The 16,168-nt window shown below is 74.3% G+C and carries 13 protein-coding genes; 5 read left to right on the top strand and 8 right to left on the bottom strand.

What is annotated here, in order from left to right; genetic code table 11:
• The first annotated feature begins 81 nt into the window (after positions 1–81).
• Positions 82–1,620 (top strand): arabinosylfuranosidase ArfA, encoded by a 1,539-nt coding sequence (gene arfA, locus FB586_RS04215; RefSeq protein WP_136518024.1) that lies wholly within the window; start codon positions 82–84, stop codon positions 1,618–1,620.
• A 99-nt stretch (positions 1,621–1,719) separates the two neighbouring features.
• Here the strand turns inward: arfA and FB586_RS04210 are convergent, their stop codons facing one another.
• Together FB586_RS04210 and FB586_RS04205 are read right to left on the bottom strand one after the other, a co-directional pair.
• Positions 1,720–2,019: a hypothetical protein gene (locus FB586_RS04210; RefSeq protein ID WP_136518023.1), complete on the bottom strand. Its 300-nt coding sequence runs from the start codon at positions 2,017–2,019 to the stop codon at positions 1,720–1,722.
• 294 nt (positions 2,020–2,313) lie between these two features.
• Positions 2,314–2,718, bottom strand: coding sequence for a hypothetical protein (locus FB586_RS04205; protein ID WP_136518022.1), 405 nt, complete (start codon positions 2,716–2,718; stop codon positions 2,314–2,316).
• 39 nt (positions 2,719–2,757) lie between these two features.
• Here FB586_RS04205 and FB586_RS04200 point away from each other — a divergent pair, with 39 nt between their 5' ends.
• Positions 2,758–3,318 carry a PadR family transcriptional regulator gene (locus tag FB586_RS04200; protein ID WP_136518021.1) on the top strand — a complete coding sequence of 187 codons (561 nt, stop codon included), beginning with the start codon at positions 2,758–2,760 and terminating at the stop codon, positions 3,316–3,318.
• Between the two features lie 116 nt (positions 3,319–3,434).
• Here FB586_RS04200 and FB586_RS04195 read toward each other — a convergent pair whose 3' ends face one another.
• From FB586_RS04195 to FB586_RS04180, 4 genes are all read right to left on the bottom strand, one after another.
• Entirely contained in the window at positions 3,435–4,064 is a 630-nt protein-coding gene (locus FB586_RS04195; RefSeq protein ID WP_246036420.1) for a hypothetical protein, read from the bottom strand.
• A 146-nt stretch (positions 4,065–4,210) separates the two neighbouring features.
• Positions 4,211–5,143: a carbohydrate ABC transporter permease gene (locus FB586_RS04190; protein ID WP_136518020.1), complete on the bottom strand. Its 933-nt coding sequence runs from the start codon at positions 5,141–5,143 to the stop codon at positions 4,211–4,213.
• Complete coding sequence (locus tag FB586_RS04185) at positions 5,140–6,036, bottom strand: carbohydrate ABC transporter permease (RefSeq protein WP_136518296.1); 897 nt, start codon at positions 6,034–6,036, stop codon at positions 5,140–5,142. The genes FB586_RS04190 and FB586_RS04185 overlap by 4 nt, the downstream gene beginning before the upstream one ends.
• Positions 6,037–6,232: 196 nt before the next feature.
• Positions 6,233–7,558: an ABC transporter substrate-binding protein gene (locus FB586_RS04180; RefSeq protein ID WP_136518019.1), complete on the bottom strand. Its 1,326-nt coding sequence runs from the start codon at positions 7,556–7,558 to the stop codon at positions 6,233–6,235.
• A gap of 194 nt (positions 7,559–7,752) precedes the next feature.
• Between FB586_RS04180 and FB586_RS04175 the strand changes: the two genes are divergently transcribed.
• The 3 genes from FB586_RS04175 to FB586_RS04165 all read left to right on the top strand — a co-directional run bounded on the left by FB586_RS04175 (position 7,753) and on the right by FB586_RS04165 (position 12,567).
• Positions 7,753–8,964 carry an alpha-hydroxy acid oxidase gene (locus FB586_RS04175; RefSeq protein ID WP_136518018.1) on the top strand — a complete coding sequence of 404 codons (1,212 nt, stop codon included), beginning with the start codon at positions 7,753–7,755 and terminating at the stop codon, positions 8,962–8,964.
• 1,043 nt (positions 8,965–10,007) lie between these two features.
• Complete coding sequence (locus FB586_RS04170) at positions 10,008–12,275, top strand: rhamnogalacturonan lyase family protein (RefSeq protein ID WP_136518017.1); 2,268 nt, start codon at positions 10,008–10,010, stop codon at positions 12,273–12,275.
• A gap of 91 nt (positions 12,276–12,366) precedes the next feature.
• A complete protein-coding gene (locus FB586_RS04165; RefSeq protein WP_136518016.1) occupies positions 12,367–12,567 on the top strand; it encodes a hypervirulence associated TUDOR domain-containing protein in 201 nt (66 codons plus the stop codon).
• Between the two features lie 210 nt (positions 12,568–12,777).
• On the opposite strand, the gene FB586_RS04160 is transcribed toward FB586_RS04165, so the two are convergent.
• Together FB586_RS04160 and FB586_RS04155 are read right to left on the bottom strand one after the other, a co-directional pair.
• Positions 12,778–13,971 (bottom strand): Gfo/Idh/MocA family protein, encoded by a 1,194-nt coding sequence (locus FB586_RS04160; protein WP_136518015.1) that lies wholly within the window; start codon positions 13,969–13,971, stop codon positions 12,778–12,780.
• Positions 13,962–15,944 (bottom strand): DUF6807 family protein, encoded by a 1,983-nt coding sequence (locus FB586_RS04155; RefSeq protein WP_168800445.1) that lies wholly within the window; start codon positions 15,942–15,944, stop codon positions 13,962–13,964. Before FB586_RS04155 ends, FB586_RS04160 begins: the two co-directional genes overlap by 10 nt.
• Positions 15,945–16,168: the final 224 nt, after the last annotated feature.

Raw genomic sequence — 16,168 nt, 5'->3', positions numbered from 1 at the left:
GTCGGCCGTACCGTTGCGTATGCTGGCGGTACTACAACGTTGTAAACGTCGCCCCCGAGCGGCGTGCCCGATCGGAGACCCATGACCCAGCGCGCCAGCGTCCTGCTGCACCCCGCCTTCCGCACCGGCACCATCGACCGCCGCCTGTTCGGCTCGTTCGTCGAGCACCTCGGCCGCGCCGTCTACACGGGCATCTACGAGCCCGGGCACGAGACGGCCGACGAGCACGGCTTCCGGCGGGACGTCGCCGACCTCACCCGCGAGCTCGGCGTCACCATGGTCCGCTACCCCGGCGGCAACTTCGTGTCGAACTACGTCTGGGAGGACGGCGTCGGCCCCGTCGAGGACCGCAAGCCGTTCATCGACCTCGCGTGGCGCACGATCGAGCCCAACACGATCGGCACCGACGAGTTCCTGCAGTGGGCCGAGCGCGAGGGCGTCGAGCCGATGATGGCCGTCAACCTCGGCACGCGCGGCGTCGCCGCCGCCGCGGCCCTCGTCGAGTACTGCAACGGCGAGGCCGGCTCGCGCTGGGCCGACCTGCGCATCGCCAACGGCCGCGAGAAGCCGTACGGCGTGCGCCTGTGGTGCCTCGGTAACGAGATGGACGGGCCGTGGCAGATCGGCCACAAGGACGCGCACGAGTACGGCAAGCTCGCCGCCGAGGCCGGCAAGGCGATGAAGCTCGTCGACCCGTCGATCGAGCTCGTCGCGTGCGGGTCGTCGTCGATGACGATGCCGACGTTCGGCGAGTGGGAGCAGACCGTCCTGTCGTACACGTACGACCTGGTCGACCACATCTCCATGCACGCGTACTACGAGGAGATGGACGGCGACCGCGCGTCCTTCCTCGCGTCCGGCACGTCGATGGACCGGTTCATCCGCCGCGTCGTCGCCTCCGCCGACGCGGTCGGCGCCCGCCGCCGGTCCGACAAGCAGATCACCATCTCGTTCGACGAGTGGAACGTCTGGTACCTGCAGACCCGCTTTCCCGGCGAGCAGAACCTGCCGCTGCAGTCGGACGCGCCGCGCATCATCGAGGACGTCTACTCCGGGCTCGACGCCGTCGTCGTCGGCGACCTCATGGTCACGCTGCTCAACCACGCGGACCGCGTCCCCGTCGCGTGCCTGGCCCAGCTGGTCAACGTCATCGCGCCGATCATGACCGAGCCCGACGGCCCGGCGTGGAAGCAGCCGACGTTCCACCCGTTCGCGACCACGGCGCGTCTCGCCCGCGGCGACGCGCTCGACGTGCGCGTGGACGCCCCGACCATCACCACCGCGAAGCACGGCGACGTGCCCGCGGTGACCGCGGCGGCGACGTGGGACGGGCCGGAGGCCGACGGGCAGGTCGCGGTGTTCCTGGTCAACCGCACGGCGGAGCCGGTCGAGGTCGAGCTGAAGCACCCGGGCGTCGCGCTGACGCTCGGCGGCGGCCTGCAGGTCACCGCGGACCACGAGCCCGCGGTGCACGGCCCCGAGCACGCGGCGAAGGTCGAGGCGGAGCACGTGACGGCCCTCGACACGGCGCCCGTCACGGCGTCCGGCGCGGGCACCACGACGCTCACGCTGGCGCCCGAGTCGTGGACGGCCCTGGGCGGCACGGCCCGCACGGCCTGATCCCCCCTCGCAGCGGCGTGCCGCTCCCGCTCCGGCCGCGGCCGGACGGGCGCGGCACGCCGTTCGTCGTCCCCGGGGGCGCGCCCGACCGGCCGGCGGTCAGGCGGGGCGGTCCGCCGGGACCGTGAGCCGCTCGACGACCGTGGGCAGCCACCGCGCCGCCAGGTCCTGCGCGCGCACGGCGCCACCCGAGAGCTCGGCCGTGCGCCGGTCGGCCTCGTAGCCCTCCGCGACGAGCAGCAGCACCTGCCGCGCGTCGACGACGAAGCGCCGGCCCACGTGGGTGGCGAGCCGCTCGACCTCGGCGGCGCACTCCGCCACCATCTGCTCCTCGAGCTCGAGGTAGCCGCCCGCCACCGCCGGCTGGCGCAGCGCGAGCAGGCGCAGCTCGCTGCTCACGACGCGCCAGCGCCGGTCGCCGGAGGCGCCGCGGCCCGCGCCCGCGCGTCCTACGGCCCCCGCACGGTCGCCGCCCTGGCCTGAGGAGCCGGCCCCATCCCGAACCCGGACGTCGTCAGCACCGGCCCACCCGACTCCTGACGAGGTCCGGGTTCACCGCGTACCGACGCCGGTGAACCCGGAGTTCTCCACGGCAACCGGCCCTGTGACGCGGAGACCTCCGGGTTCGACGTCACCGACCACCGAGGGATTCCCTCATCGGGGACGGGGGCAGACCCCCTCTCGTGTCCGGCGTCAGCCCGCGGGGACGGCGGCGGGTCGCGGCGCCGGGGCGACCGCCCGCCACGTGAGGACCGCCGCAGCCGCCGTCACCGGGACCCAGATCAGGCGCTCCGGCAGCGACGGCGACGCGAGGTTGACCGCGCAGCCGACCGTCAGCAGGGCCGTCGTGCCGCGCAGCACCACGCGCCGCAACCGCGCGCCGCCGGCCCCGGCCGCGACCGCCGCCAGCGCGCCGTACACGGGGACCATCGCCGCGCTGGTCGTCCGCAGGTCGTCCGGGAGGACGCCCGCGTGCCCGCCGCCGTAGGCCACCGCGCCCCACGGCGCGCCGGCCGCCAGCGCCAGCTGGAAGCCGGCCACACCCGCCAGCAGGACGGCCGCAGCCCGCCCCGCGTCCTTCTCCGAGATCCTCGTCATGGCGCCATCACAGCATATCTGTCAGATATAGTCGAGACAATGAGCCGCCGCGCGCAGACCGACGTCGCCGTCCTGGGTGCCCTGACGCTCGAGCCCATGACCGGGTACGCGCTGCGCGCCGCGATCATGGGCACGCTCGGCCACTTCTGGAGCGAGAGCTTCGGCCAGATCTACCCGACGCTCGCCCGGCTCACGGCGGACGGGCTCGTCACCAAGGACGACGACGGACGGTTCACGATCACGGCCGCCGGTCGCGCCCACCTGCGCACGCGGCTCGCCGAGCCGTACGACGCCACGCCGCCGCGCAACCCGCTCCTGCTGCGGCTGTTCTTCGGCCGCACCCTGGGACGCGACGCGTGCCGTGCCCTCCTGCGCGACACGGGTGCCCGCGCGACCGCGCAGCTCGCCGCGCTGGCCGCGGTGCGGGACGAGATCGCCGCCGAGACGCCGTCGCCCGACCACCCGTACGCCCTGGTCACCCTCGACTACGGCGAGCGGATGGCGCGCGCGCACCTCGAGTGGGTGGAGGCGTCGCTGCGCGCGCTGGACACGCCCGACGACCGAGCGCCCGCGTCGGTCCTGGACGCGCCCGACGACTGAGTCCCCGCGTCGGTCCTGGCCCCGCCCGACGACTGAGCGCCCGCGTCAGTCGTGGACCCGCCCGACGACTGAGCGCCCGCGTCAGTCGTGGACCCGCCCGACGACCGAGGGCGCCCTCAGCCCCGCCGCGCCGCGGCCCGGTGCTCGACCGCGACCACCGCGAGCGACAGCAGCCCCGGCACCAGCACGGCGAGCGGCGGCAGCATCCACACGATGACGCCGCACAGGCCCATCGCGACGACGAGCAGGCCCGACCCGGTCAGGTCGTCCCCGGCGCGGGCCCCCGCGTCCCGCATCACCTGCCGCCAGGACGCCCCGCGCTGCCACCCGCCGGCGGCGCGCAGCAGCACGACCGCGAGCATCGCCGCCACCGCGAGGGACAGCACGAGCACGCCCGTGCCGCCGGGCAGCATGCCGGTGCCCGCGACGGCGGTGTTGAACCACAGCAGCACGAGCAGCGCGAGCGACGCCAGCGCGTAGGGCCACACGCCGCGCAGCGCGGCCACGAACTCGTGCCACAGGTCCGCGACGCGGTCGGTCTCGCCGGTCAGGTGGCGGCGCACGTGCGCGGCGCCGGCGGCCAGCGCGGGCAGCACGGTCACCACCGGCAGGCTCAGCACGGAGACGCCCAGCCCCACCACGAGCACCTCGCTGAACAGCCCGAAGCGTCCGCCGCCGAACGCGGCCCGGCGCTCGGGCGCGGTGGGGTCGGGGCGGCGGGTCTCGTCGTCGGGGGCGTCGGTCATGGTCACAGCCTCACACGTGGGGACGGGTCGGTCGGGCGACGGCCGGGGGTCGCCGCCGACGTGCGCCGGACGCACGGCGGCCGGTCGACGGCGCCCCCCGGCTGCCGCCGACCGGCCGTCGCCGGTGGTGCGTGGTGCGGGTGCGCTCAGCCCTTGAGGCCCTGCGTCGCGACGCCCTGCACGAGGTACCGCTGGAACACCAGGAAGAACAGCAGCACCGGCAGCAGCGCGAGCACGGCCATGGCCATCTGCGCGCCGTAGTCGGAGACCGTGGTCTGGTCGACGAACAGGCGCAGGGCCAGCGGCAGCGGGAACGTGTCGGGCGAGCTGAGGTAGATCAGCGGGCCGAAGAAGTCGTTCCACGACCAGATGAACGCGAAGATCGAGCTGGTCACGAGGGCCGGCTTCATGAGCGGCAGCATGATCGAGGTGAAGATCCGCACGTGCCCGGCGCCGTCGATGCGCGCGGCCTCGTCGAGCTCGCGCGGCAGGTTCCGCATGAACTGCACCATGAGGAACACGAAGAACGCCTCGGCGGCGAGGAACTTGCCGATGAGCAGCGGCACGTACGTGCCGACCAGGCCGAGCTGGTTGAACACGATGTACTGCGGGATGATCACGACGTGGAACGGCAGCAGCAGCGTGCCGATCATGAGCGTGAAGAACAGCCCGCGGCCGGGGAAGTCGATCCGCGCGAACGCGTAGGCGCTGACCGAGCAGGACAGCGTGATGCCGACGACCGACCCGACGGCCAGCACCAGCGAGTTCATGAAGAACTGCCAGAACGACACGCCGGCGATGCCGGCGAGCGCCTTCGTGAAGTTCGCGAGGCTCGGGTCGGTCGGGATGATGCTGACCGAGCCGATGATCTCGCTCGACGGCTTGAGCGTGGACACGAACATCCACACCGCCGGGTAGAGGATCACGGCCACCACGGCCAGCGAGATCACGTGGAACACCACGGAGCGCGCGCGGCTGCGGCCCTGGTTGCGGCGGCGCAGGGCCGCGGAGTGCTCGGCGGTCGGGAGGCCCTGGCGCCCGGACGTGGCCGGCGACGTCGCCGGTGCGGTCGTGCTCACTTGGACTCCCCCGAGTAGTGCACCCACCGGTTCTGGGTGCGGAACATGACGAAGCTGATCGCGCCGACGACCAGGACGAGCACCCAGGCCATCGCCGAGGCGTAGCCCATCTGGAAGTCCCGGAAGCCGCGGAAGTAGAGGTACAGCGTGTAGAAGAGCGTCGAGCGCGCGGGGCCGCCGGTGCCGGAGGAGATGATGAACGCCGACGCGAAGATCTGGAACGCGTGGATCGTCTCGAGCAGCAGGTTGAAGAACAGCACCGGCGAGAGCATCGGCAGCGTGATCTTGAGGAACTTGCGCACGGGGCCGGCGCCGTCGACCGACGCGGCCTCGTACAGCTCGGTCGGGATCTGCTTGAGGCCCGCGAGGAAGATGACCATCGGGGCGCCGAACTGCCAGATCGTCAGCAGGATCAGCATCGGCAGCGTGCGGCCCGGGTCGCCGACCCAGCCGCCGGCCGGCAGGCCCAGCGTCTGACCGGCGCGGTCGACGATGCCGTTGTCGATGAACATCGCCTTCCAGACGATGGCGATCGAGACGCTCGCGCCGATGAGCGACGGGGCGTAGAACGCGGACCGGTAGAAGCCCTGACCGCGGTGGCTGTTGTTGAGCAGCATCGCGACCGCGAGCGCCGAGACCAGCTTGAGCGGGGTCCCGATCAGCGCGTAGAGGGCCGTGACCTTCCACGCCTGGATGTAGTTCGGGTCCTGGAAGAGCCGCTGGAAGTTCTCGATGCCGACCCACTCCGGCGACGTGAACAGGTTGTAGTTCGTGAACGCCAGGTACAGGGACGCGATCATCGGCCCCGCGGTGAGCAGGACGAAGCCGAGGAGCCACGGGGCGAGGAAGGCGTAGCCGGCTCGGGTCTCGGCGGCCTTCCGGCGGCGGCGCATCGGCGAGGGGGACGCGGGGGTCCGCGTCGCGCGCGCCTCGGCGGTGAGGGTCACGGTGCTGTCCGATCTGTGGGTGCGGGCCGTCGGGCCCCGGGTCCCCACCGCGGGGACCCGGGCGCCCCGGGCACGGGTGCCGGCGTCGCTGCCGGCGGGTGCGGTCCGGGCCGCGCGGGTGCGCGCGGCCCGGACCGCGGGGTCACATGGTGGCCATCTCCGCCTCGGCGAACCACTCGCTCGCGAACTGCTCGGGCGTGATGGTGCCGTAGTTGAGGTTCTCGCCGAGCTCGAGCCACTTGGCCTCGATGGTGCCGAAGCCCTTGACGGGGATCGGCGTCGTCTCGGTGACCTCCTCGGCGACGGCCTCCTCGTAGGCGATGACCTTCGCGTCGACCGAGCCCTCCTCCGTCTCGACGGCGGCGCGCTGCTCCTCGTCGGCGGGGACGCCCTTCGACGTGCCGAAGATGCGGCCGACCTCGGGGTCGGTGAGCAGGAAGTTCACCAGCGTGGCGGCGGCCTCGGGGTGCTCGGTGTTCGCGCCGATCGAGTAGAGCATCGACGGCTTGAAGAACAGCGCCTTCTCCCCCGGCTCGACGGACGGGATCTGCGTGATCTCGATGTTCTCCGTGCCCGAGTCGGCCACGTAGCCGGCGAGGAAGTTGTCCCAGCTGATCTCGGACGCCGACTCGTTCACCGTGAAGCCGCCGAGGGGCTTGAGGGCGACGCCGCGCTCCACCGGGTAGACGGCCTTGTTCGCGCGCAGGTCCGCGGTCATCTCGAGGTACTCGACGACGTCGTCCTCGTCGAAGCCGAGCGTGCCATCCTCCTCGAACGGGGTGATGCCCTTCTGCAGCAGGTACTGCACGAAGAACCAGAACGTGGCCGTGTAGTCGCCGGCGCCGTAGATCTGGTAGCCCTCGGCCGTCGACTGGCCGGCGGCCGCGACGGACGCGATGAACTCGTTGTACTCGTCGTACGTGTAGGTCTCCGCGTCGGGGAACTCGACGCCCGTCTGCTCGAGCAGGTTCGGGTTGACGAACATGCCGAGCGTGTTGGTCGACGTCGGGATGCCGATGGTCTTGCCGTCGAGGACGCCCGACTCGACGAGCGTCTCGTCGAAGCCCGACAGGTCGATGGCGCCGCTGTCGATGTGCTCCTGCAGGTCGAGCAGCTGGCCGCTCTGGTTGAACTCGCGCAGGTAGGACAGGTCGAACTGCATGACGTCGGGCAGGTTGCGCCCGGCCGCCTCGGTGGACCGCTGGGTCCAGTAGTCCGGGAACGCGGCGAAGGTGCCGTTCACCGTGATGTGGGGGTACTCCTCGTTGAAGAGCTCGAGCGCCTCGTTGTAGCGCGCAGCGCGGTCGTCGTTGCCCCACCACGTGAAGTTGAGGGTGACGGGTGTGGTGTCGGCGGTGCCACCGGCCGAGGGGGCGGCGTCGCCCCCGTTGCCGCTGCCGCTGCAGGCGGCGAGGCCGAGGGCGGCCACGACGGCCATGCCGGTGGCCGTGAGGACGGATCGCTTCATTGCGGTGAGCCTCCTTGCTCGGGGTGAAAGCGCATTCCGCACGCTAGGCGCGGCTCTCGGGGGGTGTCAACGCTTCGCGATGAAACGTTACAATCGCGTTGTCCGAGGGGGCAAGCGCCACCCTGGACGCAGGAGCGGGCGAGTGCCGGCTCCCGGCAACCACCCGCCCGACGACGCGCACCGAGGTGACCGCCATGACCCGCCGACAGCTCCCGAAGTGGTCCGAGCTGGCGCCGCTCCTGCAGCCCAAGCCGCTGCGGCTCGACCCCACCCGCCGGGCGCTGGAGGACGCGCTCACCATCGCCGACCTGCGCCGCGTCGCCAAGCGTCGCACGCCCCGCTCGGTGTTCGACTACACCGACGGCGCCGCCGAGGCCGAGATCACGCTGCGCCGCGCGCGCCGCCTCTTCCGCGACCTGGAGCTGCGGCCGTCGATCCTGCACGACGTCAGCCACGTCGACACCACCACCGAGTACCTCGGCAAGCCGTCCGCGCTGCCGTTCGCGTTCGCCCCCACCGGGTTCACGCGGATGATGCACCACGAGGGCGAGCGGGCCGTCGTGCGCGTCGCCGAGCGCCGCGACATCCCCTACGCGCTGTCCACCATGGGCACGACGTCCATCGAGGACGTCGCCGCGGAGGCACCCGACGCGCGCAAGTGGTTCCAGCTGTACGTGTGGAAGGACCGCGGCGCCGGCGAGGACCTCATGGCCCGCGCGAAGGCCGCCGGGTACGAGGCGCTCATGCTCACGGTCGACGTGCCGGTGGCCGGCGCCCGGCTGCGCGACACCCGCAACGGGTTCTCGATCCCGCCCGCCCTCACCGTGAAGACCGTGCTCGACGCGGGCATGCACCCGGCCTGGTGGATGAACCTGCTCACCACCGAGCCGCTGACGTTCGCGTCGCTCAACTCGTGGGGCGGCACGGTCGCCGACCTGCTGGACAAGCTGTTCGACCCGACCATGACGATCGCGGACCTCGAGTGGCTGCGCGCCTCGTGGGACGGCCCGCTCATCATCAAGGGCGTCCAGACCGTCGAGGACGCGCGCCGCGTCACCGACGCCGGCGCGGACGCCGTCGTGCTCTCGAACCACGGCGGACGCCAGCTCGACAAGGCACCCGTGCCGCTGCGCCTGCTGCCCGACGTCGTCGACGCCGTCGGCGACCGCACCGAGGTGTGGGTCGACACGGGCATCACCAACGGGTCGGACGTCGTCGCGGCGCTCGCGCTCGGCGCGAAGGCCACGCTGATCGGCCGCGCGTACCTGTACGGGCTCATGGCCGGCGGCGAGCGCGGCGTCGACCGGGCCGTCGAGATCCTGGGCCGCGAGGTGCGGCGGACGATGGCGCTGCTGGGCGTCAACGACGTGAGCCAGCTCGGCGAGCGGCACGTCCGCCTGCCCTGACACGCGGCGGACGGTGCGTGCCGCACCGCCCGCGGCCGGTCGGCGCCGCCCCCCTCGTCGGCGCCGACCCCTGGTCGGCGGCGGTCGCGGGCTGCCGCCCCGGGGTGTCAGTCCTCGCCGAACCAGCGGACGGGCGCCTCGAGGGCGTCGACGAACGTGTCCGACCGCTGCCACCGCCGCTCGACCGGCTCGGCGGCGTCCACTGGGCGTAGATGGGCAGCCCCCGGATGCAGAGGCCGTACTCGACGGTCCACCCGCACGCGGTGCAGCGCAGGTGGTGCACGAGCGTGCAGCGCGAGTCGGACTCGAAGATCGCGTTCGTGCTCTCGGCGGGCAGTCGGCGCGCAGGAGCTGCATCCCGCCGGCGGCGACGGACGCGAGCAGCCGCCGCGTCGTCGCGAACGGCTCGATGAAGGCCGTCCCGTCCGGGAGCGCCGTGCGCACCGGGACGTCGTCGCACACGCACACGTGGTCCACGGCGAGCACGCTGGCGGGGGCGACGCCCCGCGTCCCCACCAGAGGTGAGCCACGGAGGCTCCGGTCCGGTCACCAGCCCGCCCGGCCGGCGGGCCACCCGCCGCAGGCCGACGACGGGCGCAGCGCGACTGTGCCCGCATCCGGATCGCGGGACACGTCCCGCGCGAACCCCGGTCCGAGCGCGCTGCGGACCGACCGCCGCAGTGTGACGGTGCCCGCGTCCGCATCGCGGGACACGTCCGGCGCGAACCCCCGGTTCGAGCGCGCTGCGATCCGACAGGCGCACCGGATCCGCGGTTCGCGTGCCGGTCGTCTCATCGCCCGGGACGCCGGCGCGCGCGCGACGCAGGTCGGCCCGCCGCCCGGACTGCGCACCGGCCGGCCCGGCACGCTCCGGGCGCCCGGGCCGGGTCGTGCCGGACGACCGGACGGCCGGGACGCCCCGGACGACCCGGACCGCGTCCCACCCAGCGTGAACCGTTTCAGGACTGGATCTGGAAACCGTTCTCCCCCGTACCGTCCTCGCACCCGGCGGGCACCCGCGCGCCGACGTCGAAGGGGACGACATGAGACCGATCCGAGCCGCTGCCGCCACAGCGGCGCTCGCGACCGCCGCGGCCGGCCTGGCGCTCGCGCCCGCGCAGGCCGCGCCCGGCTGCCGCGTCACGTACGCGGTGACGAACCAGTGGGGTGGCGGCTTCGGCGCCGACATCCGCGTCGAGAACCTCGGCGACGCCATCGACGGCTGGACGCTGACCTGGGACTTCGCCGCCGGGCAGACGGTGACGCAGGCGTGGAACGCCGTGACGACGCAGTCGGGCGCCCGCGTGACCGCCCGCCACGCGTCCTACAACGCGGCGCTGCCGTCCGGCGGCAGCGTCGGGTTCGGCTTCAACGGCAGCTGGTCCGGCACCAACCCCGCGCCGACGTCGTTCGCGCTGAACGGCACGACGTGCACCGGCGCCGTCGCTCCCACGTCGTCGCCCACCGCGAGCCCGACGTCGTCCCCGACGTCGTCCCCGACGTCGTCCCCGACCGCCTCGCCCACGGCGACCCCCACGACCCAGCCGACCACGGCCCCGAACCCGGTGCCGACCACCCCCACCGCGGGTGCGAAGCAGCTCGAGGACCTGGACCGGGGCCTCGTCTCGGTGCGCTCCGGCAGCGGCAACCTCGTGCAGTGGCGCCTGCTCGGGTACGAGGACCGGGCGACGGGCTTCCACGTGTACCGCGACGGCACGCGCATCACGTCGTCCCCGGTCACCGGCTCGACGAACCACCTCGACGCGAGCGCCCCCGCCGGAGCCCGCTACACGGTCCGGGCCGTCGTCGGCGGCGCCGAGCAGGCGGCGTCCGCACCGTCGCTGACGTTCGCGAACGGGTACCTCGACGTGCCGGTGTCCCGCCCGTCGGCGGACCACGTCATCAACGACGGCAGCGTCGGCGACCTCGACGGCGACGGCGACCTCGACGTCGTGCTCAAGTGGGACCCGACCAACGCCAAGGACAACAGCCAGTCGGGCACCACGGGCAACGTCTACCTCGACGGCCTGCGCCTGGACGGCACCCGGCTGTGGCGCATCGACCTCGGACGCAACATCCGCGCCGGCGCCCACTACACGCAGTTCCAGGTGTACGACTACGACGGCGACGGCATCGCCGAGGTCGCCGTGAAGACGGCCGACGGCACCCGCTCCGGCACCGGGCAGGTGGTCGGCAACGCGTCCGCCGACCACCGCAACTCGTCCGGCTACGTGCTGTCCGGCCCGGAGTACCTCACGGTGTTCCGCGGCGACACGGGGGCGATCGCGGCCACCGCCGACTACGTCCCCCCGCGCGGCACCGTCAGCAGCTGGGGCGACAGCTACGGCAACCGGGTCGACCGGTTCCTCGCCGGCACCGCCTACCTGGACGGGCAGCGTCCGTCGATCGTCATGGCGCGCGGCTACTACACGCGGGCCGTCGTGGCCGCGTGGGACTACCGCGACGGGCGCCTGACCCGCCGGTGGACGTTCGACTCGAACGCGTCCGGCAACGGCGGGTACGCAGGCCAGGGCAACCACTCGCTCTCGGTGGCGGACGTCGACGCGGACGGCCGCGACGAGATCCTCTACGGCGCCGCGGCGATCGACGACGACGGGCGCGGCCTGTGGACCAACGGCACCGGGCACGGCGACGCCGGGCACGTGGGCGACCTCGTCCCGTCGCGTCCCGGGCTCGAGTACTTCAAGGTCACGGAGTCGACGAACCAGCCGAACATGTGGGTCGCCGACGCGCGCACCGGGCAGACGCTGTGGCGCTCGCCGTCGGGAGCCGACAACGGCCGCGGCGTCGCCGGGGACGTCTTCGCGGGCAGCCCCGGCGCCGAGGCGTGGTCCAACGCCGAGCCCGACCTGCGCAACGCCGCCACCGGTGCGGCCGTCGGACGCAAGCCGTCGTCCGCGAACTTCCTGGCCTGGTGGGACGGCGACCCGGTGCGCGAGCTCCTCGACGGCACCCGCATCGACAAGTACGGCACCGGCGGCGACACCCGTCTGCTGACGGGCGCGTCCGTCCGCTCGAACAACGGCACGAAGTCCACGCCCGTGCTCTCCGGCGACATCCTCGGCGACTGGCGCGAGGAGGTGGTCTGGGCGCGGTCCGACGAGGCCGCGCTGCGGATCTACGCCACGCCGCACCCGACGTCGCTGCGGGTGCCGACGCTGCTGCACGACCCGACGTACCGGGTGGCGCTGGCGTGGCAGAACACCGCCTACAACCAGCCGCCGCACCCGTCGTTCTTCCTCGGCGACCCGTTCACCGCACCGCCGCAGCAGCGGCTCTACGTGCGCTGACGCCGCACCGCGCGGGCGTGCCGCGTCCCACCCCTCCGGGACGCGGCACGCCCGGGTGCCGGACCGCCCGCGCGGGCCTAGCGTCGACGGCATGCGGAAGGGTCAGAAGGTCAGCTGGAACACGTCGCAGGGCCGCACCGAGGGGCGGACGGTCGAGCGCCGGACCGAGGACTTCGAGCTCGACGGCCAGCAGTTCCGCGCCTCCGAGGACGACCCGTACTGGGTCGTCGAGTCGGCGAAGAGCGGCAAGAGGGCGGCCCACAAGCAGTCCTCCCTGACCCCGGAGGACTGACCCCGCCCCCGATCCCCCCGGGCCCCCGATCCCGCCCGGCGCCCGATCCCGGCGCCGAGTTCGCCGGTCGGACGCGAGTTCGCCAGGTCGACGTGGCGAACTCGGGCCGACGTGGCGAACTCGGGCCGACGTGGCGAGTTCGGCGAGTCCGCGGGCGCGTCCACTACCGACGTCGAGGACGGAGGCCCGGCGGACCGGCGCCGGGGACCGTCAGGCGCCCGCCGGCGTCGCCACCGGGACCGCCCACGGCGCGCCGACCGCCGCGAAGCCCTCGCCGCGCTCGGCGACCGCGTCGCACCAGGCCTCGACGTCGGCGACCACCGGGTGCCCGTCGGCGCCCTGGCCGACCCACGTGACCAGGTCCTCCGGCACCGGGCGCGGGTCCGGCGCCGCGCGGACGGCGTCGAGCACGGCCATGAAGGCGCCGGTGTCGGCGACGTCGCAGCGCAGCCGGGCCGCCGGGTCGAGGCGGGCGTCGAGCAGGTCCGTCAGCAGGTCACGACGGCCGGTGCGGATGGTGCGGGCGCCGCGCGCGGTGCGCACGTCGAGCTCGTCGGCCTCGTAGCGCAGGGTCGCCTCGCCCTCGGTGCCGCGGACGACGACGACGGCCGGGGTCCGCTCCGCGGCGCAGACCGTCAGCCCGGCGGCCACGGTGGGGCCGCCGGCGGTCCGCACGACGACCGACGAGGTGTCGTCCGCCTCGATGGGGTGGGCGTGGAACAGCTCGACGTCGACCGACGTCACGTCCTCGACCCGCGTGGCCCCCGCGACCCGCAGCGCGGTCGCGACCGCGTGCGCGAGGGGGTTCGTCACGACGCCGTCGACCACGGGCACGCCGTCGAGGACGCGCCGCCCTGCCCACGCCGACCGCGCGTAGTACGCGCGCGTGCGGACCCAGGTCCCGACGGCGCCGACGGTCGTCACCTCGCCCAGCTCGCCGGACGCGACGAGCCGCGCGAGCTCGTCGGCCGCCCCGGACCCGAACGTCTGGAACCCCACCTGGCAGCGACGGCCCGTCTCGCGCACGACGTCGAGGAGCGCGGCGTGCTCGTCGAGCGAGGCCACCGTGGGCTTCTCGAGCAGCACGTCGCAGCCGGCGCGCAGCGCGGCGCTCGCGAGCGGCAGGTGCGTGTGGATCGGCGTCGCCAGCACGACGACGTCCGGCGGTGCGTCGGCGAGCAGCGCCTCGAGGTCCGGGTACCAGCGCGCGTCGGCGGGGACGAGCGGACCGGGCGCACCCGCCTCGGCCTCGGTCAGCGCGGTGCCCGCGACCGGTCGCGGGTCGACGACGGCGGACAGCCGCGCCCGCCCGGCGGCGGCGAGCCCCCGCACCGTGCGCAGGTGCGACGCCCCGTGCCCGTGCACGCCGACCACCGCGACGCGTGCCACCTCGTTCACGCCCATGCCCGCACCGCCAGCTCCGCCGCCTCGTCGGCGCCGAGCGCCCGGTCCACGAGCACCGCGGCGAGCCCGGCCTCGAGCGTGCCGCCCGCCGGGACGTGCGTCACGGCGTCCCACGCGAGCGCCGGGCCGGCGCCCGGGTACTCCGCGACGCGGACGAACCACGGCCGCACCTGGTCCGGCGGCTGGACCAGCAGCAGCGTGGTCGACGCGAGCTCGCGCCGCTGGACGAAGGCCAGCCACGGCGAGCGCGACCCGTGCACGGCCTGCTCCCCCGCCAGCCCTTCGCCGAGCACCGACGTCGTGTCGGCGGCGGCGAGCCGCCAGAACAGCCCGCCGTACCCGGCCTGCGGACGCCCGTTGGTCGCCGGGCTCTCGATGTCGAGGGCGCCGTGCTCGGCGTGCAGGGTGCTGGACCAGCGCAGCAGCCAAGCCCGGTCGTCGGGCCACGGGCGCGCCTCGAGGGTGCGGTCCTCGCGCAGCAGGGGCTCGCCGCGCTCGTCGAGCCAGGCGACGTCCTCGACGAGCGCGCCGCCGGTGGCCCGCCGCGTGCGCGGCACCTGGCGGCCGTGGTTCGGCAGCAGGGTCGGGCCCTCGTCGCGCAGGAACGTGCGCCCGCCCCAGTAGGACGTGCCGTTGACGACCGGCACGGCGAACGACATCCCGTAGTGGTGCCGGTGGTCGACGGGGCTCACGTCGGTGAGCGCCGTGCCGCCGGCCGTGTGCACGGGGTGCAGGTACGGGCGGGGCGCGTGCACGGGCGGGAGGTCCGCACCCGTGACGTACCGCGCGAGCGGCAGCGCGCCGAGGTGCGCGGCGGTCGACTCCCCGACCAGGTCGGCCGTCGCCTCGGCGGCCGGGACGCCGTCCTGCAGGCGCCACGCGACGTCGCGCAGCGGCGCGGTGTCGGCGCGGGGGACGCCGTCGTCGGTGGCCCGCGCGAGGCGGACGGACGGCGGGACGGGCCCGGTGCTGGCGCGCACGGCGAGGGTCGGACGGATCGGTGCGGGGTCCTGCACGGGGTCTCCTCCCGCCAGGACGGGGCGCAGGTGCTCCCACGCCAGCCGTCCCAGCTCGGCCTGGGGCACGGCCGCCGTCGTCAGCGACGGCGTCGCGAAGCGGGCGAGCTCGACGTCGTCGAACCCGACGATGGACACGTCCCCGGGCACGGCCACGCCCAGCTCGTTGAGCCGGGCGAGCAGACCGAAGGCGACGAGGTCGTTGTAGGCGACGACGGCCGTGGGGCGCGCGGCGAGGACGTCCTCGGCCACGGCGTACCCGGCCTCGACGGTGGCGCCGGCGGGCATCTCCGACAGGCGCACGCCGGAGCGGTGCGCGGCGGCGGCCCGCAGCGCCTCGAGGCGGCGCAGGTGGGACGCGCTCTCGGGCGGGCCGGCGAGGTAGAGCAGGTGCCGGTGGCCGAGGCCGAGCAGGTGGTCGACGATCTGCGCGATGCCGTCGGCGTAGTCGATCTCGAGCGTGGGCGTCGTCCCGTCCGGCGCGCGGTTGACGACGACGGCCGGGCGCACCTGGGGCAGCAGCGCGCGCAGGGCGCGCTCGGGCATGCGGGGCGAGACGAGGACGAGCGCGTCGCAGCGGGTGCGGGCGTCGAGGACGACGCGCTCCTCGTCGCCGGCGTGCTCGGCGGTGTCGGCGACGAGGACGCGGTACCCGGCCTCGCCCGCGGCGCCGGTGACGCCGCGCAGGACCTGCTGGAACATCGGGTTCGCGAGGTCGGGCACGACCACCGCGACCGTCTCGGTGCGTCCGAGCGAGAGGCTGCGGGCGACGGTGCTGGGCCGGTAGTGCAGGCGTGCGGCGACCTCGCGCACGCGGGCGGCGAGCGCGGCGTCGACGGTGTCGCGGCCGTTCATCACGCGCGAGACCGTCGCACGGGACACGCCCGCGGCCGTCGCGACCTCGGCGATGGTCGCCGCGGCGCGGGGCAGGCGTGTCTGCGGCCGTTCTGTGGTCACGTGCGGCCTCCTGCTCGCTCCGGCGGGCCTCCTGGACCGGCGTCTCCGTCGACGCGTCCGGGCCCCCGTCCGATGCGGACACTACACCACCAGAAACCGGTTCCCAATGACTTCACCGCGTGGTAGCGTCCCGGCCGGGAACCGGTTTCCTCCTGGTCTCGGCCGCACGTCGGCACAGGTCGGGAGGAGGTACGGACCCCCGGAACCCCCGGCGACGACGCCCG

The sequence above is a fragment of the Cellulomonas telluris genome (genome assembly GCF_004886325.1).
GTDB classification, from domain to species: Bacteria; Actinomycetota; Actinomycetes; order Actinomycetales; family Cellulomonadaceae; genus Cellulomonas; species Cellulomonas telluris.
Note: the sequence above shows the minus strand (reverse complement) of the source record. Positions and strands in the feature narration are given on the sequence as shown.